The 22,539-nt window shown below is 71.7% G+C and carries 18 protein-coding genes; 16 read left to right on the top strand and 2 right to left on the bottom strand.

Annotated elements, in window-relative coordinates:
• The first annotated feature begins 102 nt into the window (after window positions 1–102).
• From PV343_RS28315 to PV343_RS28285, 7 genes are all read left to right on the top strand, one after another.
• Window positions 103–3,372, top strand: a complete 3,270-nt coding sequence (locus PV343_RS28315) for an Rne/Rng family ribonuclease (RefSeq protein WP_319149824.1) — start codon at window positions 103–105, stop codon at window positions 3,370–3,372.
• A 230-nt stretch (window positions 3,373–3,602) separates the two neighbouring features.
• Window positions 3,603–3,923 (top strand): 50S ribosomal protein L21, encoded by a 321-nt coding sequence (gene rplU / locus PV343_RS28310; RefSeq protein WP_004931419.1) that lies wholly within the window; start codon window positions 3,603–3,605, stop codon window positions 3,921–3,923.
• Window positions 3,924–3,937: 14 nt separating this feature from the next.
• Window positions 3,938–4,192, top strand: a complete 255-nt coding sequence (gene rpmA, locus PV343_RS28305) for a 50S ribosomal protein L27 (protein WP_030779398.1) — start codon at window positions 3,938–3,940, stop codon at window positions 4,190–4,192.
• 121 nt (window positions 4,193–4,313) lie between these two features.
• Window positions 4,314–5,762, top strand: a complete 1,449-nt coding sequence (obgE, locus tag PV343_RS28300; protein ID WP_319149823.1) for a GTPase ObgE — start codon at window positions 4,314–4,316, stop codon at window positions 5,760–5,762.
• 470 nt (window positions 5,763–6,232) lie between these two features.
• Window positions 6,233–7,729, top strand: a complete 1,497-nt coding sequence (locus tag PV343_RS28295) for a bifunctional cytidylyltransferase/SDR family oxidoreductase (protein WP_319149822.1) — start codon at window positions 6,233–6,235, stop codon at window positions 7,727–7,729.
• A 162-nt stretch (window positions 7,730–7,891) separates the two neighbouring features.
• Window positions 7,892–10,012 (top strand): hypothetical protein, encoded by a 2,121-nt coding sequence (locus tag PV343_RS28290; RefSeq protein ID WP_319149821.1) that lies wholly within the window; start codon window positions 7,892–7,894, stop codon window positions 10,010–10,012.
• 376 nt (window positions 10,013–10,388) lie between these two features.
• The gene (locus tag PV343_RS28285) at window positions 10,389–11,549 is read left to right on the top strand and encodes a glycosyltransferase family 2 protein (protein WP_388235916.1); all 1,161 of its coding nucleotides are present in this window, start codon (window positions 10,389–10,391) and stop codon (window positions 11,547–11,549) included.
• Window positions 11,550–11,568: 19 nt separating this feature from the next.
• Here PV343_RS28285 and PV343_RS28280 read toward each other — a convergent pair whose 3' ends face one another.
• A complete protein-coding gene (locus PV343_RS28280; RefSeq protein WP_319149819.1) occupies window positions 11,569–12,954 on the bottom strand; it encodes a polysaccharide pyruvyl transferase family protein in 1,386 nt (461 codons plus the stop codon).
• A gap of 234 nt (window positions 12,955–13,188) precedes the next feature.
• Here PV343_RS28280 and proB point away from each other — a divergent pair, with 234 nt between their 5' ends.
• The 5 genes from proB to PV343_RS28255 all read left to right on the top strand — a co-directional run bounded on the left by proB (window position 13,189) and on the right by PV343_RS28255 (window position 18,106).
• The gene (proB, locus tag PV343_RS28275; RefSeq protein ID WP_319149828.1) at window positions 13,189–14,304 is read left to right on the top strand and encodes a glutamate 5-kinase; all 1,116 of its coding nucleotides are present in this window, start codon (window positions 13,189–13,191) and stop codon (window positions 14,302–14,304) included.
• Between the two features lie 158 nt (window positions 14,305–14,462).
• Entirely contained in the window at window positions 14,463–14,897 is a 435-nt protein-coding gene (locus PV343_RS28270; RefSeq protein ID WP_319149818.1) for a hypothetical protein, read from the top strand.
• Window positions 14,898–15,001: 104 nt separating this feature from the next.
• Complete coding sequence (locus PV343_RS28265) at window positions 15,002–16,288, top strand: glutamate-5-semialdehyde dehydrogenase (protein WP_319149817.1); 1,287 nt, start codon at window positions 15,002–15,004, stop codon at window positions 16,286–16,288.
• Between the two features lie 85 nt (window positions 16,289–16,373).
• Window positions 16,374–16,946, top strand: coding sequence for a hypothetical protein (locus PV343_RS28260; protein WP_319149816.1), 573 nt, complete (start codon window positions 16,374–16,376; stop codon window positions 16,944–16,946).
• Window positions 16,947–17,035: 89 nt separating this feature from the next.
• On the top strand, window positions 17,036–18,106 hold the full coding sequence (locus tag PV343_RS28255) for a hypothetical protein (protein ID WP_319149815.1): 1,071 nt from the start codon (window positions 17,036–17,038) through the stop codon (window positions 18,104–18,106).
• 57 nt (window positions 18,107–18,163) lie between these two features.
• Here the strand turns inward: PV343_RS28255 and PV343_RS28250 are convergent, their stop codons facing one another.
• Window positions 18,164–19,288 (bottom strand): M48 family metallopeptidase, encoded by a 1,125-nt coding sequence (locus tag PV343_RS28250; protein ID WP_319149814.1) that lies wholly within the window; start codon window positions 19,286–19,288, stop codon window positions 18,164–18,166.
• Window positions 19,289–19,397: 109 nt separating this feature from the next.
• On the opposite strand from PV343_RS28250, the gene PV343_RS28245 reads away from it, so the two are divergent.
• The 4 genes from PV343_RS28245 (at window position 19,398) to PV343_RS28230 (ending at window position 22,461) form a co-directional block, all read left to right on the top strand.
• Window positions 19,398–19,559: a hypothetical protein gene (locus tag PV343_RS28245; RefSeq protein ID WP_020940008.1), complete on the top strand. Its 162-nt coding sequence runs from the start codon at window positions 19,398–19,400 to the stop codon at window positions 19,557–19,559.
• Between the two features lie 142 nt (window positions 19,560–19,701).
• Window positions 19,702–19,857 carry a hypothetical protein gene (locus PV343_RS28240; RefSeq protein WP_020940007.1) on the top strand — a complete coding sequence of 52 codons (156 nt, stop codon included), beginning with the start codon at window positions 19,702–19,704 and terminating at the stop codon, window positions 19,855–19,857.
• Between the two features lie 56 nt (window positions 19,858–19,913).
• Window positions 19,914–20,651: a nicotinate-nucleotide adenylyltransferase gene (nadD, locus tag PV343_RS28235; RefSeq protein ID WP_319149813.1), complete on the top strand. Its 738-nt coding sequence runs from the start codon at window positions 19,914–19,916 to the stop codon at window positions 20,649–20,651.
• Window positions 20,652–20,667: 16 nt separating this feature from the next.
• Window positions 20,668–22,461: a LytR C-terminal domain-containing protein gene (locus PV343_RS28230; RefSeq protein ID WP_319149812.1), complete on the top strand. Its 1,794-nt coding sequence runs from the start codon at window positions 20,668–20,670 to the stop codon at window positions 22,459–22,461.
• The last annotated feature ends 78 nt before the right edge of the window (window positions 22,462–22,539 follow it).

Raw genomic sequence — 22,539 nt, 5'->3', positions numbered from 1 at the left:
GCCGAGGCCGACTCCCCCCTCCGTCTGTAACGACACGGCGTCCCCGTATATCTGGCCCCCTTTTTCCCCCAGCCGCGGCTCATGTGCCCAGGGGGGAGCGGGGTGACCGCGCCCGCCGAGGCCGCCGAGGCGCCCGTGACCGCCGCTGAGGAGAACGAGATCGCCGAGCCCGTCACCGCCGCCCAGCCCGTAGCCGCCGAGGCCCCCGCTGAGGAGGCGGCGCCGCGTCGCCGCCGCCGGGTGGTGCGCCAGGCCGCGACCGGGTTCTCCGCGCCCGCGCAGACCGAGGCCGAGGCCGAGGCCGACTCCCCGCGCCGCCCGTCCCGGCCCGCCGTGGCCGTGTTCCAGGCGCCGGTGTTCACCGAGCCGAGGTTCCAGACCCCCGAGCGGGCCGCCGCCCAGGCCGCGGCCGAGGCCGCCGAGGTGGAGGAGACCGAGGAGACCGGTACCGAGGGCTACGCGGAGGAGCGCGCCGAGGCCGGCTCGCGCCGCCGCCGTCGCCGCCGCGGTGCCGCCGACGAGCCGCAGGCCGTCGCGCCCGCCGCCGAGGACGAGGAGCCGGAGGAGGCCGAGGAGGCCGCCGAGGACCTCGCCGACGGCGAGGACGGCGACGAGGCCGAGGGCGCCGAGGAGTCCGCCTCCCGTCGCCGTCGCCGCCGGGGCGGCCGCCGCCGTCGCCGTGGCGACGCCGCCGAGGGCGAGGCCGGTGAGGGCACCGACGCCGACGGCGACGACCTGGCCGCCGAGCAGGCCGAGCAGGACGCCGAGGACACCGCCGAGCAGGAGGAGGAGGACGCCGAGGACGCGCACGGCGAGGCGGGCGGTTCCTCCTCCAGCCGGCGCCGGCGCCGCCGCCGTCGTCGCGCCGGGGACACCTCCGCCGACGCCGAGCCGGACGAGGGCGACCCGGAGCGCACGGTCGTCAAGGTCCGTGAGCCCCGCAAGGCCAGCGAGCCGTCCGACGAGGTGCAGTCCATCAAGGGCTCGACCCGTCTGGAGGCCAAGAAGCAGCGCCGCCGGGAAGGCCGCGAGCAGGGCCGCCGCCGCGTCCCGATCATCACCGAGGCCGAGTTCCTGGCCCGCCGTGAGGCCGTCGAGCGCGTGATGGTCGTCCGCCAGCACGGCGAGCGCACCCAGATCGGCGTCCTGGAGGACGGCGTGCTCGTCGAGCACTACGTCAACAAGGAGCAGTCGACCTCGTACGTCGGCAACGTCTACCTGGGCAAGGTCCAGAACGTGCTGCCGTCGATGGAGGCCGCCTTCATCGACATCGGCAAGGGCCGCAACGCGGTCCTGTACGCCGGTGAGGTCAACTTCGAGGCGCTCGGCATGGCCAACGGGCCGCGCCGCATCGAGTCCGCCCTGAAGTCCGGCCAGTCCGTCCTCGTCCAGGTGACGAAGGACCCCATCGGGCACAAGGGCGCCCGTCTGACCAGCCAGGTCTCCCTCCCGGGCCGCTACCTCGTGTACGTCCCCGAGGGCTCCATGACCGGCATCAGCCGGAAGCTGCCCGACACCGAGCGGGCGCGGCTGAAGACCATCCTCAAGAAGATCGTCCCCGAGGACGCGGGCGTCATCGTGCGCACCGCCGCCGAGGGCGCGAGCGAGGACGAGCTGCGCCGGGACGTCGAGCGGCTCCAGGGGCAGTGGGAGGAGATCAAGAAGAAGGCGAAGAACAGCGGCTCCAGCGCGCCCTCGCTGCTCTACGGCGAGCCGGACATGACCGTCCGGGTCGTCCGCGACATCTTCAACGAGGACTTCTCCAAGGTCGTCGTGAGCGGTGACGACGCCTGGTCGACCATCCACGGCTACGTCTCGCACGTCGCGCCCGACCTCGCCGAGCGGCTGTCGAAGTGGACCTCCGAGGTCGACGTCTTCGCCACCTACCGGATCGACGAGCAGCTCGCCAAGGCCCTGGACCGCAAGGTCTGGCTGCCAAGCGGCGGTTCGCTGGTGATCGACCGGACCGAGGCGATGGTCGTCGTCGACGTCAACACCGGCAAGTTCACCGGTCAGGGCGGCAACCTCGAGGAGACCGTCACCAGGAACAACCTGGAGGCGGCCGAGGAGATCGTGCGCCAGCTGCGGCTGCGCGACCTCGGCGGCATCATCGTCATCGACTTCATCGACATGGTGCTCGAGTCCAACCGGGACCTCGTGCTGCGGCGCCTGCTGGAATGCCTGGGCCGCGACCGCACGAAGCACCAGGTCGCCGAGGTGACCTCGCTGGGTCTGGTCCAGATGACCCGCAAGCGCGTCGGCCAGGGCCTGCTGGAGTCCTTCTCCGAGACCTGCGTCCACTGCAACGGCCGCGGCGTCATCGTGCACATGGAGCAGCCGACCGCTGTCGGCGGCGGCGGTGGCGGTGGCGGCAAGCGCAAGAAGCGCGGCCGCGGCGGTGACGGTCAGGAACACGTGCACGAGACCGCCGCCGTGGCGGTGGAGACCGGTGAGGCCGTCGAGCCCGAGGTGGAGACCGCCGTCGAAGTGGCCGCCGAGCTGGCCGAGCCCGTCGCGCTGCCCGGTCCGGACTTCGCGCCGGACGAGGAGCTGTACAGCAGCGTCGCCGAGGCGGAGGCGGCAGCCGGCCGTGGCCGCGGCCGCCGCCGTGCGAGCCGCCGTGCCTCGGCACCGGCCGGTGCGCCGAAGGCCGAGGGCCGTGCGTCCCGCCGGGACGCCGAGCCCGCCGAGGCGCCCACGGCCCAGGCCGTGAGCGCCGTCGAGGAGGCCGTCCGTCCCGTGCGGCCGGAGCCGGCCGCCGAGGCGCTGGCCGAGCCCGCCGCCGTCGAGGACGCGGTCGTGCCGGCCGGGTCCCCGGTCGCCGAGGCGTCCGAGGCCGCCGAGGACGCCGCGCCCAAGGGCCGTACGCGCCGCCGTGCGACCCGCAAGGTGTCGGCGCCCGCCGGTTCCCCCGCGGGGGAGGCGACGGCCGTGGTGACGGTGGCCGAGACCGCGCCCGCGGCCGAGGCACCGGCGGAGCCGGCGGCACCGGCCCAGGAGGCCGCCGCCGACAGCGCCGCCCCGGCCCGTCCGCGCCGCCGTGCCGTGCGCAAGGCCACCGCGCCGACCGCGTCCGAGGAGACGGCCGTCGTGGTCGTCCCGTCGGCCGCGCCGGAGGAGGCGGCTGCGGAGACGGTGGAGCCGGCCGAGCAGGCGGAGCAGGCCGAGGAGGCGGCTCCGGCCAAGAAGGCGGCCCGCAAGACCGCCAAGAAGGCGACCGCGAAGAAGGCGGCCACCAAGACGACCGCGGCCAAGAAGACGGCCGCCAAGAAGACGACGGCCAAGAAGGCGGCCAAGACCGCCAAGACGGCCGCCGCCAAGTCGACGGCGAAGAAGACCACCACGGTCCCCGCCGCCACCGACGAGGGCTGACACACCCGGGACGGGGCCGGTCCACGTGACCGGCCCCACACCCGGCGGGGCCCGGTTTGACCCCCTCGGCCGTGGCCCCGTAACCTTGACCGTCGGCGTGTCGATCGACACGCCACATCCCCGTAAACCCAATTCCTCCCGGGCGCCATGCGGGCCGGGAGAGGTCACCCATGTTGTTGCTGGGCGGCTGGCCTGCGGGGGTGCCGTTCTCGAGTGAAAGAGAGATCCGCGTGTACGCCATCGTGCGCAGCGGTGGTCGCCAGCACAAGGTTGCTGTCGGCGACATCGTTGAGGTTGACAAGATTTCCACCGCCAAGGTTGGCGACACGGTCGAGCTCTCGACCCTGCTCGTTGTCGACGGCGACGCTGTGACCAGCGACCCGTGGGTGCTGGCCGGCATCAAGGTCCAGGCCGAGGTCGTGGACCACCACAAGGGCCAGAAGATCGACATTCTGCGCTACAAGAACAAGACCGGCTACCGCCGTCGTCAGGGCCACCGCCAGCAGTACACGGCGATCAAGGTCACTGAGATCCCCGCGGCTGCGAAGTAAGGGACTGAGAACAGATGGCACACAAGAAGGGCGCATCGTCCACCCGGAACGGTCGCGACTCCAACGCCCAGCGGCTCGGCGTGAAGCGCTTCGGCGGTCAGGTCGTCAACGCGGGTGAGATCCTGGTCCGCCAGCGCGGTACCCACTTCCACCCGGGCGCCGGCGTCGGCCGTGGCGGCGACGACACGCTGTTCGCGCTGCTGCCGGGTGCGGTGGAGTTCGGCACCCACCGCGGCCGCAAGGTCGTGAACATCGTTCCGGTCGCCTGAATCAGCTGATTCTGCACCGAACGCTTGCGTGAGGCGGACCTCACTTCCCGGTCGGGAAGGCGGGTCCGCCTTTCGCTTGTTGACACCCAGACATACCCGTACTTCCTGGAGGCACTGAACCATGACAACCTTCGTGGACCGCGTCGAGCTGCACGTCGCCGCGGGTAACGGAGGCCACGGCTGTGCCTCCGTCCACCGTGAGAAGTTCAAGCCGCTCGGCGGCCCGGACGGCGGCAACGGCGGCCGTGGCGGTGACGTCATCCTGACCGTGGACCAGTCGGTCACCACGCTGCTGGACTACCACCACTCCCCGCACCGCAAGGCCACCAACGGCAAGCCCGGCGAGGGCGGCAACCGCTCCGGCAAGGACGGCCAGGACCTCGTCCTGCCGGTGCCGGACGGCACGGTCGTCCTGGACAAGGCGGGCAACGTGCTCGCCGACCTGGTCGGCCACGGCACCTCGTACATCGCCGCGCAGGGCGGCCGGGGCGGCCTCGGCAACGCGGCGCTGGCGAGCGCCCGCCGCAAGGCGCCCGGTTTCGCGCTGCTCGGCGTGCCCGGCGACCTCCAGGACATCGTCCTGGAGCTGAAGACCGTCGCCGACGTGGCCCTGGTGGGCTACCCCAGCGCCGGCAAGTCCTCGCTGATCTCCGTGCTCAGCGCGGCCAAGCCGAAGATCGCCGACTACCCGTTCACCACCCTGGTCCCCAACCTGGGTGTGGTGACCGCCGGTTCGACCGTCTACACCATCGCCGACGTGCCCGGTCTGATCCCCGGCGCCAGCCAGGGCCGGGGCCTCGGCCTGGAGTTCCTGCGGCACGTGGAACGGTGCAGCGTGCTGGTGCACGTGCTGGACACCGCGACCCTGGAGTCCGAGCGCGACCCGGTCTCCGACCTCGACATCATCGAGGAGGAGCTGCGCCAGTACGGCGGCCTGGACAACCGGCCCCGGATCGTGGTCCTGAACAAGGTCGACGTGCCGGACGGCAAGGACCTCGCCGAGATGGTCCGCCCCGACCTGGAGGCACGCGGCTACCGCGTCTTCGAGGTGTCGGCGGTGGCCCACATCGGACTGCGGGAGCTGACCTTCGCCCTCGGCGAGCTGGTCGCGAACGCGCGCGCCGCGAAGCCCAAGGAGGAGGCGACGCGCATCGTCATCCGGCCCAAGGCCGTGGACGACACGGGCTTCACGGTCACCCGCGAGGAGGTCGGCGGCGAGCCGCTGTTCCGGGTGCGCGGCGAGAAGCCGGAGCGCTGGGTGCGGCAGACGGACTTCAACAACGACGAGGCCGTCGGCTACCTCGCCGACCGCCTCAACCGCCTCGGGGTCGAGGAGCAGCTGATGAAGGCGGGCGCCCGCAACGGCGACGGCGTCGCCATCGGACCCGAGGAGAACGCGGTCGTCTTCGACTGGGAGCCGACGGTCATGGCGGGCGCGGAGATGCTCGGCCGCCGTGGCGAGGACCACCGCTTCGACGCGCCCCGGCCCGCGACCCAGCGCCGGCGCGACAAGCAGGCCGAGCGGGACGAGGCACTGAACGAGTTCGGTGACTTCGACCCGTTCCAGTAAGAGCCGCCGTGACTCCGTGAATCAGGTGTGAAAACAGTGAGCGGCCCGGGTGCTAATGCACTTCCGGGCCGCTCTCGTGTTTCCGGCCGCCGTGAATCGGGCCGCTTAGCGAGTAGCGGCTCGTAAAGCGGGTAATAGCGATGGCGAATTTCCCTGCAATGGGTGCCCGGTGGGCGCCGTCCGCCGCCGCCGTGACCGCGCACCGCGGGCCGCCGCACCACGCTCGGGGCAGCCCGGCACCCGGCTCCCCGGCACCCCCGGGTAAGAACCGGCTACCACCGGCGCAACTCCTGTGGACTTACTCACAGGAATTCCACGGCCGTTCACGGAACCCGCCGCCCAAGGGCCAGGTGTACAAGGTGAATGACGGGTGGCGCCCACATATGCAGGGGACGTCACTCACCTTGCACTGCGGTTACCCGAAGTGGGACGATTTCACGGTTCCCTGTCGCCCCAAGGTAGGTCAGCCTGTGTCAGAGCACATAGCCAAGCCCCGAACCACCGCAGTGATCCTGGCCGGTGGCACCGGCCAGCGGGTGGGCCTGTCGATCCCCAAGCAGCTGCTGAAGATCGCCGGCAAGGCAGTCATCGAGCACACCCTGACCACCTTCGAGAACGCCGACTCGATCGACGACATCATCGTGCTGATGGCGCCCGGCTACGTGCCGGACATCGAGAAGATCGTCGCCAAGGCCGGGTTCACCAAGGTCAAGAAGGTCATCGAGGGCGGCTCGACGCGGAACGAGACCACCGAGCGCGCCATCTCGGCCCTCCGGGAGGGCCTGGCCGAGGGCGAGGACCTCAACGTCCTCTTCCACGACGCCGTTCGCCCCCTGCTCTCGCAGCGCGTCATCGACGACTGCGTGACCGCCCTGGAGCGCTACCAGGCGGTGGACGTCGCCATCCCGTCCGCGGACACCATCATCGTCACGCGCACGCACGGCGAGGACGGCGAGTTCATCACCGAGATCCCGGACCGCTCCCGGCTGCGTCGCGGCCAGACCCCGCAGGCCTTCAAGCTGTCCACCGTCCGCCGCGCCTACGAGGTGGCCGCCGGCGACCCCAACTTCCAGGCCACGGACGACTGCTCGGTCGTGCTCAAGTACCTGCCGGACGTGCCGATCCACGTCGTCGCGGGTGACGAGTACAACATGAAGGTGACCCAGCCGGTCGACGTCTTCATCGCCGACAAGCTCTTCCAGCTCGCCTCCACCGCGGCGCCCGAGCAGAACGGCGACGAGGCCTACCGCGAACTGCTCACCGGCAAGACCGTCGTGGTCTTCGGCGGCTCGTACGGCATCGGCAAGGACATCGCCGAACTCGCCGAGTCCTACGGCGCCACGGTCTACCCGCTGGGCCGTTCCACCACCGGCACCCACGTGGAGAACCCGGAGGAGGTCGACGACGCGCTGTCCAAGGCGTACGCGGAGACCGGCCGGATCGACTACGTCGTCAACACCGCGGGCGTGCTGCGCATCGGCAAGCTCGCCGAGACCGACAACGCCACCATCGAGGAGGCGCTGAAGGTCAACTACCTGGCGCCGGTGCAGATCGCCCGCTCCTCCTACAAGTACCTGGCCGAGTCCAAGGGCCAGTTGCTGCTCTACACCTCCAGCAGCTACACCCGCGGCCGCGCCGAGTACAGCCTCTACTCCTCCACCAAGGCCGCCATGGTGAACCTCACCCAGGCGCTGTCCGACGAGTGGGCCGCCGAGGGCATCCGGGTCAACTGCATCAACCCCGAGCGCACCGCGACCCCGATGCGCACCAAGGCGTTCGGCCAGGAGCCGGCGAGCTCCCTGCTCTCCTCCGAGGCCGTCGCCCGCACCTCCCTCGACGTGCTGCTGTCGGAGCTGACCGGTCACGTCATCGACGTCCGCCAGCAGGACCCGACGGCCGGCGCCGCCAAGGCCTCCGGCTTCGAGCAGGCTCTCGCCTCCGTCCTTGACCGTCAGGACGGCGTGTAATAATCGGTTCAATTAGCTTCGTGGAATTCAGGCCTCTCCGGGTACCCGTGCAACGGGTATTCGCAGGGGCCTGAATCCTTAGACGCGAATTACCAATTTACCCCCACACCTCTGGCAATTTTGAACAAAACCGGCACTCCCCCTCCCAGAGCAGGTTTCTCCGTGATATCCACCGCTATTCGCGTCGCCCGGGTGGGCAGCGCGGCCGAACTGGCCGCGGCGGCTCTCATGATCCTGGGCTTCCCGGTGCTCATGCTGGCCGCGCTCGTCCCGAGCGTTCCCGCCTTCGCGGCCGCGGCCGCCGTGACGTACCTGGCGGACCACTATCTCCACCGCAGGAACAGCTACCTGATCAACCGCCTCAGCAAGGTCCGGGCGGGCCTGTCGATCCGGTTCCTGATCCGGCAGCTGCTGCTGATCCTGCTGCTGGCCCGGCTGTCCCTCGCGGACAACCTGATCTTCTACGGCGCGGTCGCCTGCTTCATCGCCTTCTACGGTCTCCAGGCCCCGCACGGCGCCCTGGTCACCCTGATCCGTAACCGCCGCCGGATGCCGGTCGCCACCCGCAACATCGACCTCAAGTCGCGCATCCGCATCCCGGACGCCCCGCCGCGCGTGCTGCTGCACCGCTCCGCGGAGAAGATCCTGCACCTCGACCTGTTCGCGGTCGTCGGCATCCTGGTCTCGGCGGCCCTCGACGACTCCGCCGTCGGGTTCGTGGGCATCGGCCTCACCATCGCCCTGGGCTGCCTGTACGTCGTCGGGCTCGTGCCGTACGTGCGCGGCGCGAAGACCCCGCCGAGGGCCGACGCCGTGCTCGCCGCCGTCGACGACTGGCTGGGTGTCTACAAGCCGGAGACGGTCCTGTACTTCTCCGGCTCCAAGGACTCCGCGTACCAGGTCAACATGTGGCTGGAGACGATGGAGCAGCTGGACACCCGGCCGCTGATCATCCTGCGCGAGCGCGCCATCCTGAACAACCTCGCGCCCACCACGGTCCCCGTCGTCTGCGTGCCCGGAGGGGTGCACCTGATGAACATGGACCTGTCGACCGTGCGCGTCGCCCTGTACGCCGCCAACGTCGGCAAGAACATCCACCTGCTGCGCGTGCCCACCATGAAGCACGTCTTCATCGGCCACGGCGACAGCGACAAGCTGGCCAGCGTCAACCCGTACAGCAAGGTGTACGACGAGGTGTGGACCGCCGGCCGCGCGGGCCGCGACCGCTACGCCATCGCCGACGTCGGCGTCCGCGACGACGACATCGTCGAGGTCGGCCGCCCGCAGCTCGCCCCCATCCAGAGCCGGCAGGGCGTGCCCGACGGACGCGTCCCGACCGTGCTCTACGCGCCGACCTGGGAGGGCTGGGACGGCAACCCCGGCAACACCTCGATCGTGCTGGCCGGCGAGAACATCGTGCGGAAGCTGGTCACGGCCGACCCGCCGGTCCGCGTCCTGTACAAGCCGCACCCCTTCACCGGCACCGTCAGCGCCGAGGCCGGCGCCGCGCACCGGCGCATCACCGCCCTGGTCGAGAAGGCCGCCGCCGAGCGCGCCGCCGACGCCCGCTTCACCGCCGACACCGCCGCCCAGACCGCGGCCGGGGCGGAGCTCCAGCGGGTCGAGGCCCGTCTCGCCGAGCTGGCCGCGGCCGGCGGCGACAAGGGCGACGAGGCCGAGGCCACCCGTGACGGGATCGTCGACGTGCAGCGGCACGAGGAGATCGCCCGGCTGCGCGCCGAGTGGAACGACGCCTACTGGCGCTCCTTCCCCTCGTTCGAGCACCGGGTGATCACGGGCGCCGAGCCCCGCCTGTACGACTGCTTCAACGTCTCGGACGGCATGGTCTCCGACATCTCCTCCGTGGTCTCCGACTTCATCGCGAGCGGCAAGCCGTACGCGGTCACCGACTCCGCCGAACTCGGCGTGGAGGAGTTCAAGCGGCAGAACACGGCGGTCCGCGCCGCGACCATCCTGTCCAACAGCGCCGCCGAGCTGGGCGCGCTGCTGGACGCCGTGCGCGACCCGTCCGGCGACCCGCTGGCCGAGGACCGCGGCGAGCTCAAGCGCTATCTGCTGGGCCCGGACGAGCCCGCCTCCATCGACCAGTTCAACGCCGCGGTCGCCCACCTGGGCAGGAAGGCCGAGGCCCGCAACGTGGGCCAGGAGTCCCGGACGGGCGCGGCCAACGCCGACCCCGCCGAGACGGCCGAGCTGACCAACGCGCTGCCGGGCCAGCGGGGCGCGTCCGCCGGTGAGACGGACGGCGTGGCGGCCGGCTGACACGGACACCCGCCCGCAGCGACAGGGCCGGCCCCCGGGAGAGATCCCGGGGGCCGGCCCTTTTCCGTGGGCCCACGGCCGTTCAGGTTTCTTGCCGCGCCCTCTTACCGCGGCGGTGGCCCGGGGCTGAGCAACTCTTACGGACCGTGCGTACTGTCCGATGGCGCCGGTCGGCGGTATCGGCAGCCGCCCGCACCCCCCGGACCGCTGTGACGTACGCCACTCATCATCGGGCGTCAGGCAACCGCCTCAGCGGGGGACCCGTCTAACAAGGTGAGATTGAGCAGATACGGGTGGAATATTCTGTTGGCGAGGGGGAAACGTGACCGTCGAGACGCAGCCTGATGTCAGTGTGATCATCGGGGCGTACGAGGCGATGCCCTACCTGGTCGAGTGTCTGGCGTCCGTCGAGGCGCAGACCATCGACCCGGCCCGCATGGAGGTCATCGCCGTCGACGACGGCTCCACGGACGGCACGGGGGAGTACCTGGAGGAGTTCGCGGCCCGCGCCCCCATGCCGGTCACCGTCATCCGGCAGGACAACTCCGGCGGCCCCAGCGGCCCGCGCAACGTCGGCCTCGACAAGGCGGCCGGACGCTACGTCTTCTTCCTCGACGCCGACGACCGGCTCGGCCCCGAGGCCCTGGAGCGCATGGTCGCCATGGCCGACCGGAACGGCACCGACGTCGTCCTCGGCCGGGTCGAGGGCATCAACCGCGTCCCCCCGAAGTCCATGTGGGGCAAGACGCTCGACCGGACCGACGTCCACTCCTCCAACATCAAGTTCACGCTGAGCGCGCAGAAACTCTTCCGCCGCACCCTGCTGGACCGGCACGGCATGCGCTTCGACGAGTCCCTGTGGACCGGCGAGGACGCGCTCTTCACCATGGAGGCGTACCTGCGGGCCGACGGCGTCTCCGTGCTCGCCGACTACACCTGCTACTACCTGGTGGGCCGTGAGGACGGCAAACACGTGACGAAGAGCGGCGGTTACACGCTCCGCTTCGACTCCGCGCGCGCCCTGATGCGGCTGATCGCCGACATGGTCCCGGCGGGCGCCCGGCGCGACAGCCTGATGGTCCGGCCCTTCCTCATCACCCTGCTGCCGCAGTTCGGGCCGAAGTTCCTCAAGGACGACGAGCACGTCCGCCGGCACAAGCTCGAACTGGCCAAGCCGCTCATGGACGCCTACTGGACGCCCGAGGTGGCCCGCCGGCTCCGGGTGCACGAACGGCTGCGGCTGCACCTGGTCCACCGGCAGCGCGCCGATCTGCTGGTGGACGTCGTGGAGTTCGTGAGGGCGAAGAAGCAGGCGGCTGCCGTCCTGGAACGGCGCGGGACCCGGCTGTACCTCGTCTACCCGCACTTCCGCTCCGCGGCGGCCGGCGTCCCCGACCACGTCTACCTCGCCGAACCCCGCGAGGCCCGCGCCTTCGACGGCTACCGGGAGGCCGCCGCCAACTCCTTCCTGCGCAGGGCGCTGCGCAAGGTCCGGCGGATGCTGCCGAGCGCGGGATTCGGCACGGCGGCGGCCTGAACGGCGGTGCCCGGCGCGGCTACGGGCGGCCCGACTGCAGCGCCCGGCCCACCACCCGGCGGGCCCGCCGGTAGACGGAGGCCGCCGGGGCGGGCACCGTGCCCTGCACCTTCCTGGCCCGCGCCAGCTCCCGCCGCAACTGGGTGTTGTCCTGGCTCAGTTCGCTGACCCGGGTGTGCAGCCAGCCGAACCGGCTGCTGAGCGAGGCGAGGTCGGCGTCGTTCCAGGGGCGCACCCCGGGCGGGAAGGACAGCGACGCCATCCGCTCCTCGAAGGCCGCACCGCCGTCGCCGTGCGTGAAGGTGTTCCGCAGCCCGTTCTTGTCGAGGAACCCGACGAACCGGTCGAAGCGCTCGCGGTGGTTGCCGGTCAGCCCGCCGAAGTCGGCCTGCTCGTACAGCCGGGCCGGGTCGGCCGCCTCCGGGTCCTTGGCGACCTTGTCCAGCCGCTGGTGCGGGATCTCGAAGTACCGGCACAGCTCCAGCGTGCGCGAGTCCCCGCACAGCACCGTCGCCGGCGTGCCCGCGAGCAGCGCCGCGATGTTGCCGTGGATGCGCGAGCCGAAGGAGAAGTCGAAGGGCCGCAGCTCGTCGATCCAGGTGACCGGGTCGACGTACACCCGCACCTTGTCCTCCCGGTACATCGGGTGGTCCGGGTGCGTCGGCATCGCCGTCACCAGGGCGTTCGGGTCGCTGAGGTCCCGCCAGTGCAGCTGCCGCGCGTCGCTGAGGTTCTGCCCCACGAAGCGCAGGTTCGGGTACCGCTCGTGGGTGCGGCCGATGATCCGGCCGAGCCCCTGCTTCTTCACCGCGCTGTGCGAGCCGTTGATCGCGATCCGCGACTCGGCGGTCAGCCCGGGCACCCGCTTGCGGACGTCGAGGGTGCTGCCGTACAGGAACAGCGACGGGCAGCCGATCACCTCCACGTCACGGAAGCCCATGTCGCGCAGGTACTGCTCGGTGAACTCCCCGCGCACCCCGATCGAGGCGCTGCGCTCCAGCACCGCCGAGCAGAACTCGCGCACCGTCGGCTCGATCTGCCGCAGCCGCGCCGGGTCGTAGCTCACGCCGGTCTGCGCGCCGACGCCGAGCACCACGACCGGGATCCTCAGCCGTGTGATCAGCCGGGTGAGGCGCTTCAGGGCGTTCTCGAAGGAGGGCCGGAAGGCGTTGGCGAGCGGTACGACGAACGCGTCGAACTCCGCGTTGATCCGCGCGGCGGCGGCCACCTCGGTGCGCCCGCCGTTGGAGACGACCTCGGTGTCCGGTGTCTCCAGGATCTTGTGCGCCGCGTCCTGGAAGATCAGGTTGCCCGCGTTGGTGGCCATCACGTCCTGGTGGAGAGCCTCCTCCACGGTGTAGACGTCGTAGGGGCTCTTGCCGGATCTGAGCAGGATGCGCTTCACGGGGGGAACGGTAGGAGACACGATCTTCACGTTATGTTTGAGCAGGCTTTAATTTCTATAAGCAACCAACACAACCTTTTTGCCATACGCATCCCGTCACCGAACGGCTACGGAGCGGCCGTCCGGAGGGTGGACCGGTGCGCACCCCCCCGGCCCCCTTCGCGTAGATTGCCGCACAGGCAGCCGGAACCGCGCGAGGGGACAGCAGGCAAGGTGGCTAGGGCAAGGCAGGCCGTGGGCGAGGCCCGCAGGATCGTCGTCAAGGTGGGCTCCTCGTCGCTGACCACCGCCGCCGGCGGCCTGGACGCCGACCGCGTCGACGCGCTGGTCGACGTCCTGGCCAAGAGCCGCAGCGGCGGGGAGCGGGAGGTCGTCCTCGTCTCCTCCGGAGCGATCGCCGCCGGCCTGGCCCCGCTCGGCCTGCGCCGCCGCCCCAAGGACCTGGCCCGCCAGCAGGCCGCCGCCAGCGTCGGCCAGGGCCTGCTCGTCGCCCGCTACACGGCCTCGTTCGCCCGCTACGGCGTCCGCGTCGGCCAGGTGCTGCTCACCAGCGACGACATGAGCCGCCGCGCCCACCACCGCAACGCCTCCCGCACCCTGGACAAACTGCTGGCCATGGGCGCCTTCCCGATCGTCAACGAGAACGACACCGTCGCCACCGACGAGATCCGCTTCGGCGACAACGACCGTCTCGCCGCGCTCGTCGCCCACCTCGTCCACGCCGACCTGCTGGTGCTCCTCTCCGACGTCGACGGTGTCTACGACGGTGACCCCAGCAGGCCGGGCACCTCGCGGATAGCCGAGGTGCGCGGCCCCGCGGACCTCGCCGCGGTCGAGATCGGCAGCGCCGGCAAGGCGGGCGTCGGCACCGGCGGCATGGTCACCAAGGTCGAGGCCGCCGGGATCGCCGCGGCCGCCGGCATCCCCGTGGTGCTGACCAGCGCCGTCCACGCGGCCGAGGCCCTGGTCGGCGGTGACACCGGCACCTACTTCCGCCCCACCGGCAAGCGCTCGGCGGACCGGCTGCTGTGGCTGCAGCACGCCTCCACGCCGCAGGGCTCCCTCACCCTGGACGACGGCGCCGTCCGCGCGGTCGTCGAGCGGCGCACGTCCCTGCTGCCCGCCGGGATCGCCGCCGTCGACGGCGAGTTCAGCGCCGGCGACCCCGTGGAGCTGCGCGACGGCAGCGGACGCGCGGTCGCCCGCGGCCTCGTCAACTTCGACGCCAGGGAGATCCCCCAGCTGATCGGCCGCTCCACCCGGGAGCTGGCGCGCGAACTGGGCCCCGCGTACGAACGCGAGGTCGTACACAGGGACGACCTGGTGCTACTGCACTCGCAACACTCGTAAAACCGCCGGTAAAACGGGACGTAAGGACGGCCCCCGCTGGGGGACGTTCCGTAAAACCGCCACGCGGAGCCCTGCGGCCTGCTCAACTTTGTCTCAGAGGCAGTCGAAGGCAGGTTCCGACAGGTTCCGTCGAGGGGCATAGCGTGAAGGAGGCCGTCGTGAGACGAGTGCGCCCTGGGGCGGCGTCCCGCGGTGCTCTGACGAGCGTCGCGGCCGGGGACACCTACCAGGACTACGAGGAACCCAAGGACCTGCCCCGCCTGTGGCACGTCACCCTCAGCGTCTCCGGCGACAAGGTCCCGCTGCCGGACCTGCGACGCGCCCTCGAACAGCTCGCCCACGACCATCCCTTCCTGCTGACCAGCAGATACGCGAGCGACCACGCCGAGATCCGGTACTGGGAGGAGGCCCGCGACCTGCACGACGCGGCCGCCGTCGCCCTGCGCCTGTGGGGCGAGCACCGGCAGACCGCCGGGCTGCCGGCCTGGGAGATCGTCGGTCTCGAGGTCATCGACCGGGAGACCTACCACCAGCGGATCGCCGAGGGATACGGTCCGGCGCCCGCGACACCGGTCGGCATCCACCCCTTCTGACGCCCCGCCCCGGGCCCGGCCCGCGCCACGAGCGTCCCTTTTCACCCGTCTCGCGGTGTGGGACGACGGCTGAACGGCCCCGGGCCGCGCACTACCCTTCCCCCATGACCACGCTCTCGCCGTACGACTCCATGTCCCCGGTCACCCAGGCCGCCTACCGGGCCAGGGCCGCCGCCGCCGACCTCGCGCCGCTCCCGCGCGCCGCCAAGGACGACGCGCTGCTCGCGGTGGCCGACGCCCTGGAGGTCAGGACCGGCGAGATCGTCGAGGCCAACGCCGAGGACGTGGCCAAGGCCCGGGAGAACGGCACCAGCGAGGCCATCGTCGACCGGCTCACCCTCACCCCCGAGCGGGTCCGCGCCATCGCCTCCGACGTCCGCGACGTCGCGAAGCTGCCCGACCCGGTCGGCGAGGTCGTCCGCGGCTCCACCCTGCCCAACGGCATCGACCTGCGCCAGGTCCGCGTGCCGCTCGGCGTGGTCGGCATCATCTACGAGGCCCGCCCCAACGTCACCGTGGACGCCGCCGCCCTCTGCCTGAAGTCCGGCAACGCCGTCCTGCTGCGCGGCTCCGCCTCCGCCTACGCGTCGAACACCGCACTGGTCCGGGTCGTCCGGGACGCCGTCGGCGGCGCCGGGCTGCCCGCCGACGCCGTCCAGCTCGTGCCCGGCGAGAGCCGCGACTCCGTGCGCGAGCTGATGCGCGCCCGCGGGCTCGTCGACGTGCTGATCCCGCGCGGCGGCGCCTCCCTGATCCGGACCGTGGTCAGCGAGTCCACCGTCCCCGTCATCGAGACCGGCACCGGCAACTGCCACGTCTACGTCGACGCCCAGGCCGACATCGACATGGCCATCGACATCCTGATCAACTCCAAGGCCCACCGGGTCAGCGTCTGCAACGCCGCCGAGACCCTCCTGGTCCACCAGGACATCGCCCCCGCGTTCCTGCCGCGCGCCCTCGACGCCCTCGCCGAGGCCGGGGTCACCGTGCACGCCGACGAGCGGGTGCTCGCCTTCGCCGAAGGCTCCAAGGCCACCGTGGTCGAGGCCACCCCCGAGGACTGGGAGACGGAGTACCTCTCGTACGACATCGCCGCCGCCGTCGTGGACTCCCTCGACAAGGCCGTCGAGCACATCCGGCTGTGGACCTCCGGCCACACCGAGGCCATCGTCACCACCTCGCAGCAGGCGGCCCGCCGCTTCACCCAGCTGGTCGACTCCACCACCGTCGCCGTGAACGCCTCCACCCGCTTCACCGACGGCGGCCAGTTCGGCTTCGGCGCCGAGATCGGCATCTCCACCCAGAAGCTGCACGCCCGCGGCCCCATGGGCCTTCCGGAGCTGACCAGCACGAAGTACATCGTCACCGGCGACGGTCACGTGCGCCGCTGACGGACTGGCGCGAAGCCGTCTCAGCAGCCGGATGAATTTCCATACCGTCTGCCCAAATTGACCCCCCAGGTCTACTCTGGACCCCGTGCCGGAGGACGTGGGGGGCACGCCGTTTCCCGACGGCTGGGACCCCGACGACGACCACGACCACGGGGTGTCGGACGAAGAGTTCGCCTCCGTGGTCTTCGACGAGGCCTTCGTACGGGCGGCCGTGGTGCACGAGCCGACCGCCGTCGAGCGCCTCCTGGCCGCCGCGCAGGCCAGAGCCGAGGCGTCCGAGGCCGAAGCCCGCCGGGCCCACGCCAGAGGCGAGCGCTACGACGACGGGTACGGCTCCGAGACGACCGAATTCGGTCATGATCGGGGCGACGAGCTCGACGACACCTACTTCCTCGGCGACGACCGCCGTGGCGTCTTCGGCCCCCACGGCAAGCAGGCCCGCTGGCACCGGGCCGTCGCCTGGGTCCTCGCCCTCGTGATGGGCGTCGGCATGGTCGCGCTGGCCTTCGCCGCGGTCTACCGCGGCGCCTCCTCGAACACCCGCGACCGGGTGCCCTCGCCCGCCTCGTCCGGCCTGGAACAGGGCGCGGCCTCACCCCCCTCCGCCTCCGCCGACACCGCGCAGCCGGCGGTGTCGGCGGTCCCGCGATCCCCCTGAACAGGCGCACACGGATGTGGTGAGAACCTGTCAGAAGTTGTCGAGCGGCCGGGCGTTTACCCGAGGCTCGTGAGACCTACCCTGAAAGTATGGGCGGGCCTGGAGACCCACCGGAGGGGACACCCGAGGGCGGCCCCGGCGGTGCGGAGGACGAATACCGATCCGTCGTCTTCGACGAGTCGTTCGTCCGCGCTGCCCGCATACAGGAGTACTCGGCCCACGAGCGCATGGCCGACCACACGCCGGCCGTACGCCGCCGCACCCACCTGCGCCGGGGGCTGACCCGGCAGATCCTGATCCTCGCCGTGCTGATCGCCGTCGCCTTCGGCACCGCGATATACATGGGCGTCCGCCACCCCTACAGCTCCCCGGGGACCCGGCGCCCCGTCGAGGCCCTGCGGATGACCGTCATCCCGCTCGTCCCGCAGGGCAAGGTGCCCGGCGCGGCCGACGCCGAGTACCTGTACGCGCACAGCCCCGCCGCACAGTTCGAGGTCGGCGCCACCGGCATCCCGCTGCCCGCCACCCGCAGCACCGCGCACTTCTCCGACAGCCAGGTCACGGCCGCGCTGAGCACCGCCCGGGACTACCTCGTCCGCACCTCGCTCGACCCCGGCGTGCTCACCGGCCGCAAGGTCCGCCCGGCCCGGTCGCTGCTCGACTCCGACCAGCTCGACCAGTTCGACCGCAGCTTCGACCACCCCGCGGCGGACGGCCGGCACGCGCCCACCGGCTGGCTGGTCCGCCTCGACCCCTCCCGCGTGCGGCTGGCCGACGAAAGGATCCGCGTCCAGGGCACCCTGGAGGCCACCGAGGCCGACTCCTCCACCCTGGAGGTAGGCGCCCACACGATCTTCGTCTACGCCCTGCGCCCGGCGGGCGCCGCCGCCACGGCCTCCGCGTCCCTGTTCACCGTCCGCCGCGATCTGACCTTCCGCTTCGACCGCGACGACCTGCGCCTGGGCGCGCTCCAGGTGGTCGCCTCCTCCGCCCAGGCCGGCCCCATGTCCTGCGCCGAGGACGCCACCTCCTACCTGCGCCCCCTGCTCTCCGGGCAGACCGCCCGGGCGGGCGGCCCGGCGGGCACCGACCCCTTCGCGGCCGACAGCGCCACCGCCCTGTGCGGCACGCTGGCCGCCGAGGCGCAGCCGAAGGTCTGAGCGTCGTCCGAGCGCCTCCGGGCGGCAGGCGGGCCCCCGGGACGCGATGCGGTCGGGTCAGGAGGCGGGCGGCGTGTCCCGCGGGCCCTCCCCGTCCTGCGCGTCCTGCCCGCCCCGCGGGTCGTCCTTGGACGGCGGGGCGCTGCGGAAGCCGTCGAAGCCGCGCCGGACCCGGCCGCCCAGGTCACCCGCACCGCCCGCGAGATCCGTCACCAGCTTCATCAGCGGGTCCTTGGAGTCCTTCACGTCCCCGGCGTAGCTCGCCGCGGACTCGCGGAAGGAGTCACCGACCGAGGTGTCCTTGTCCTCGCTGCGCCGCGGGTAGTGCCCGTCCATGATCCGCTGGTGGTCCCGCGACTCGGCCCACTTCTTCAGCTCGGCCGCCCGGACGGTGGCGAAGGGATGCGAGCGGGGCAGCACGTTCAAAATCTTCAGCACGGAGTCGCGTAGATCGCCGCCGGCCTCGTACTCCTCGGCCTGCTCCAGGAACGCGTCCACGTTCATCTCGTGCAGGTGGTTGCCGCCCGCCATCTTCATCAGGCCGCGCATCGAGGCCCGCAGGTCCTGCCCCACCAGCAGCCCCGCCCGGTCGGCGGACAGCTCCGACTTGCGGAACCACTCCCGCAGCGCCGTCACGATCGCCATGACCGCCAGGTTCCCCAGCGGGATCCAGGCGACCTTCAGCGCCAGCGTCGTCAGGAACAGCAGGACCGTGCGGTACACCGAGTGCCCGGACAGGGCGTGTCCCACCTCGTGCCCGACGACCGCCCGCATCTCCTCCTCGTCGAGCAGCTCGACCAGTCCCGTGGTGACCACGATGATCGGCTCGTCGAGCCCGATGCACATCGCGTTCGGCTGCGGGTCCTGCGTGACGTACATCGGCGGGACCTTCTCCAGGTCCAGGATGTAGCAGGCGTCCAGCAGCATGGTGTGCAGATGGGCGAACTGCCGCTCCGAGACCCGTACCGAGTCGGACAGGAACAGCAGTCTCAGGCTGCGCTCCGGCAGCAGCCCGCTGAGCGCCTTGAACACCGTGTCGAATCCGCTGAGCTTGCGCAGCGCCACCAGGGCCGACCGGTCGGCCGGGTGCTCGTACGCGCGCGAGGAGATCCCCGGGAAGCGCCTGCGCTGCCTGCTCGGCACGCGCTCGTGCCCGGTCCGCTCGCGGCCGTCGTCCGACATGTCTTCCCCCATGTGCGTGTGTGAGTGCCCGCTGTCCGTGCCCCCGAGGCAGGGGCCAGCCTAGGCGGAGATACCGTGGACGGGCAGTACAGCCGAAGGAGTCCACATCATGGAGCACCACCCCGCAGCCGCCCGGCTGACCGAGGCCGCCGCCGCCGTCCAACAGCACGGGTCGGGGAATCTGCTCCGGATCGTCATCGTCGTGATGATCCTCGGGTGCGTACTGACCGCCTGGTTCCTGCTGCGCGGGTACAAGCAGAAGGACGACTGAGCGGCGCCGAAGGTTCCCCGGGGGCGGTCCGGCGGGCCCGCGCCGCGCACCGGTGGCGGAGTCGGGGTGATCGCCGGCGGACCGGCCGCATACGATGAGGCGACATCTTTATCCCGCCCACACGCGATTGGTCCTGCCGAAGATGAGCTTCCACCGCGCCGCCGCCCAGTTGGTCACCATCGCCGAGGAGCACGGCGGCAACCACGACAGCCTCAACCCGGCCATCACCGGCGGGGGCGCCCTGGTCATCCTGCTGCTGCTCCTGTGGATCACCACCCGCTTCAACCGCGACCGCTGACCCGGGACACCGTCCCCGGCCAGGGCCCTCAGGCCGGGCCGGTAGGGTCTGCACGCATGGGAGAGCAGGACATGCCTACCGGTCCGGCGCACGAGAGGGCCGCACGCGCGGCCGGCACCGCCGTCGGCGCCGCCGGCAACGCCGATCCGGGGGCCGGCACGGTGAAGACTCCGGCGTACGGGCCGGGCAACGGCCCCGCCCACACGGGCAAGCGCCGCCTCGGCGTCATGGGCGGAACGTTCGACCCGATCCACCACGGGCACCTCGTGGCCGCCAGCGAGGTCGCGGCCCGGTTCCAGCTGGACGAGGTGGTGTTCGTGCCCACCGGCCAGCCGTGGCAGAAGTCCCACCGCAGCGTGTCCCCGGCCGAGGACCGCTACCTCATGACGGTCATCGCCACCGCCGAGAACCCGCAGTTCTCCGTCAGCCGTATCGACATCGACCGCGGCGGCCCCACCTACACCGTGGACACCCTGCGCGACCTGCGGGCCCTCAACCCCGACACCGACCTCTTCTTCATCACCGGCGCCGACGCCCTCGCCCAGCTGCTGACCTGGCGGGACTCGGAGGAGCTGTTCTCCCTCGCGCACTTCATCGGCGTCACCCGGCCCGGACACCAGCTCACGAACCCGGGCCTGCCGGAGGGCGGCGTCTCGCTCGTCGAGGTCCCGGCGCTGGCCATCTCCTCCACGGACTGCCGTGCGAGAGTCGCCAAGGGGGACCCCATCTGGTACATGGTGCCGGACGGGGTCGTGCGTTACATCGACAAGCGCGAGCTGTACCGCGGCGAGTGAGCCGAGAGGGGCACCGGTGAACGACCGATACGACACGGGTGACGCCGGCTACGGCGCCGCACCGTACGAACTCGTCGGCTACGACGAGCACGGCCAGCCCGTGTACCGCCAGATCCCGGCACAGCAGGCGCCGCAGCACGAGCAGCCCTACGACCCGTACGGCCGGCAGGGCTACGGCTACGACCCGTACGCCACGGGCGCCGGACAGCAGCAGACCCCGGCCTACGACCCGTACGACACCGGTCAGCAGCCGGCCGCGGCGCCCGGCTACGACCCCTACGGCGCCGGGAACCCCTACGACCCCTACGGCACCGGCGCGCATCCCGCCGCCACCCCCTACGACCCCTACGGCCAGACGGCCCCCGACGGCCGGCAGCAGCCCCGCGGCGCCGAGCAGACCGCGTACATCCCGCAGCAGGCCGGCCCCGCCGACCGGGCGCGGCACCCGGGCGGGCACGAGGACGACCACGCGGGGCCGGAGGGACCGGACGGACCGACCGGACCGGGGGCACCGGAGGACGGTGACCGGGACTACCGCACCGAGCAGTTCGCGTTCGTGGAGGACCCGGACGGTGACTCCGAGGACGTCATCGACTGGCTGAAGTTCACCGAGAACCGCACCGAGCGCCGCGAGGAGGCCCGCCGGCGCGCCCGCGCGCGGGTCGTCGCCCTGGTCGTCGTCCTGGCCCTCGTCGCCGTCGGCGGGGTCGGCTGGCTCTGGTACACCGGGAAGCTGCCCGGTCTGTCCTCGTCCGGCTCGGGGACGGGCGCGGGGTCGACGCCGGTGAGCGCCCAGAAGCGCGACGTGATCGTCGTCCACCTGCACAACACCGGCAAGGGCGGCACCTCCACGGCGCTGCTGGTGGACAACACCACCACCCAGCAGGGCACCACCGTCCTGCTGCCCAACTCCCTGGCCGTGTCCGGCGACGACGGCACCGCCACCACCCTCGCCAAGTCGGTCGACGACGACGGCGCCTCCGGCACCCGCGACCAGCTCGACACCGTCCTCGGCACCGACATCCAGGGCAGCTGGCGGCTGGACACCCCCTACCTGCAGAACCTCGTCGACCTGGTCGGCAACATCGACCTGGACACCAACGCCGACGTGCCCGACCCGTCCGCCAAGAAGAAGGGCGCCGCGCCCCTCGTCCACCAGGGCAAGGCCCAGACCCTCAGCGGCAAGATGGCCGTCGCCTACGCCACCTACCGCGCCCCCGGTGAGGCCCAGAACGCCCAGCTCGAGCGGTTCGGCCAGGTCATGCAGGGCGTGCTGCGCAAGCTCTCCTCCGATCCGTCGGCCGCCACGACCACCGTGCAGACCCTCGCGCAGATCCTCGACCCGCCGCTGACCGACAAGGACCTCGGCACCTTCCTCGCCCGGCTCGCCGACCTCGCCAAGGGCGGCGACTACCGCACCGCCCTGCTGCCCGTGCAGCCCGACGGCACGCTCACCGCCCGGACCGGCGACAGCGTGGTGAAGGACATCCTCGGCGGCACGGCCAAGAGTCCCGACGCGGGTTCCGCGGTCCGGGTCTCCGTCCAGAACGCCACCGGTGTGAAGGACGACACCGAGAAGGCCCGCGTGGTCCTCCTCAACGGCGGCTTCACCTTCCTGGAGGGCGGTACCGCCTCCGGCACGCAGAGCGCGTCCAAGGTGCTCTACACCGACGCCGCCGACAAGGCGAACGCCTCCGAGGTCGCCAAGACGCTGGGGCTGCCCGCGTCCGCCGTGGCCAAGGGCAGCGTCTCCTCCGGCGCCGACGTGTCGGTCGTCCTCGGCGGCGACTACAAGCCGTCCGCCTCCTGACAGCGGCCGGGGCACCCCAGGTGATGCGGTAATCACGTGGGGTGCCCCAGGCGGTCCGTGAGACCCTTGATGTCAAGT

This window comes from Streptomyces sp. WI03-4A, assembly GCF_033792105.1.
Classification (GTDB): Bacteria; Actinomycetota; Actinomycetes; order Streptomycetales; family Streptomycetaceae; genus Streptomyces; species Streptomyces collinus_A.
Note: the sequence above shows the minus strand (reverse complement) of the source record. Positions and strands in the feature narration are given on the sequence as shown.

What these genes read in the sequence shown, in the direction of transcription:
- rpmA (WP_030779398.1), top strand. Translation starts at nt 3,938, where the DNA reads ATGGCACACAAGAAGGGCGCATCGTCCACCCGGAACGGTCGCGACTCC.
- obgE (WP_319149823.1), top strand. Translation starts at nt 4,314, where the DNA reads ATGACAACCTTCGTGGACCGCGTCGAGCTGCACGTCGCCGCGGGTAAC.
- PV343_RS28285 (WP_388235916.1), top strand. Translation starts at nt 10,389, where the DNA reads ATGCCCTACCTGGTCGAGTGTCTGGCGTCCGTCGAGGCGCAGACCATC.
- PV343_RS28265 (WP_319149817.1), top strand. Translation starts at nt 15,002, where the DNA reads ATGACCACGCTCTCGCCGTACGACTCCATGTCCCCGGTCACCCAGGCC.
- PV343_RS28255 (WP_319149815.1), top strand. Translation starts at nt 17,036, where the DNA reads ATGGGCGGGCCTGGAGACCCACCGGAGGGGACACCCGAGGGCGGCCCC.
- PV343_RS28250 (WP_319149814.1), bottom strand. Translation starts at nt 19,288, where the DNA reads ATGTCGGACGACGGCCGCGAGCGGACCGGGCACGAGCGCGTGCCGAGC.
- PV343_RS28245 (WP_020940008.1), top strand. Translation starts at nt 19,398, where the DNA reads ATGGAGCACCACCCCGCAGCCGCCCGGCTGACCGAGGCCGCCGCCGCC.
- PV343_RS28240 (WP_020940007.1), top strand. Translation starts at nt 19,702, where the DNA reads ATGAGCTTCCACCGCGCCGCCGCCCAGTTGGTCACCATCGCCGAGGAG.
- nadD (WP_319149813.1), top strand. Translation starts at nt 19,914, where the DNA reads ATGGGAGAGCAGGACATGCCTACCGGTCCGGCGCACGAGAGGGCCGCA.